General features: G+C 31.8%; 1 protein-coding gene. It reads left to right on the top strand.

Features of this window, described 5'->3' with window-relative positions:
• Window positions 1-515 (top strand): hypothetical protein (locus tag Q1A73_RS24425; RefSeq protein WP_299611441.1); only part of this gene is annotated, 515 nt, incomplete at its 5' end.
• Between the last annotated feature and the right edge of the window lie 177 nt (window positions 516-692).

Here is a 692-nt window from a genome sequence, read left to right on the forward strand (position 1 = left end):
CACCTCCAATGCCAATTTTTGACAAAAATCAAAACCTTATTGGAACGGATACAACTGGAATGGCAAAAAAACAAGTTGAGTATGAAAAACGTAAAGCAGAATTACAATCTGATACTACAACTCTTGTAATCGCCATTATTGACACCGTTTATAGTCTTGAAAAAAAAGTACAAAAAGAACTAGTAAAGCATTTTGACAATATTGAACTTAATACTCGAAATTCAAAATCAAATTACAAGATCGATATTGAAAAGCTAAAAACTAATGGAAAGTGGAAATTTAAACCTAGATCAAATTTTCCAACTGGAAATAAATTATGGAAACATGAGTATGATTTTCATTTAGCAGGAACAACTTGGCTATCTAACATTCAATTTGACAAAACTAAATCTTTTGGAATGCTAGAAAGTGGATATGGTTGCGGAGGCTTATGTGGCTATTCTGTTAGAGTATTTATTTATAAAAAAGAAGGTGAATGGTTTATTGATGAAGTATTTGTTACGACAGTTTCGTAAAAGAAAACGTGCTGTAACACTATATATGTGCCATAGCAGCAAAGTGATCAATCGATTGGTTTGTGTATATTTATGAAGGCGCAATGCTTGCAGAATGGAAAAGTTAGCAACCAATGCACAGAAAAAACAAAAAACAGGGTAACATTTTTCTCTGCTACGACACATATATTAAACGTT

Source organism: uncultured Aquimarina sp. (assembly GCF_947492115.1).
GTDB lineage: Bacteria > Bacteroidota > Bacteroidia > Flavobacteriales > Flavobacteriaceae > Aquimarina.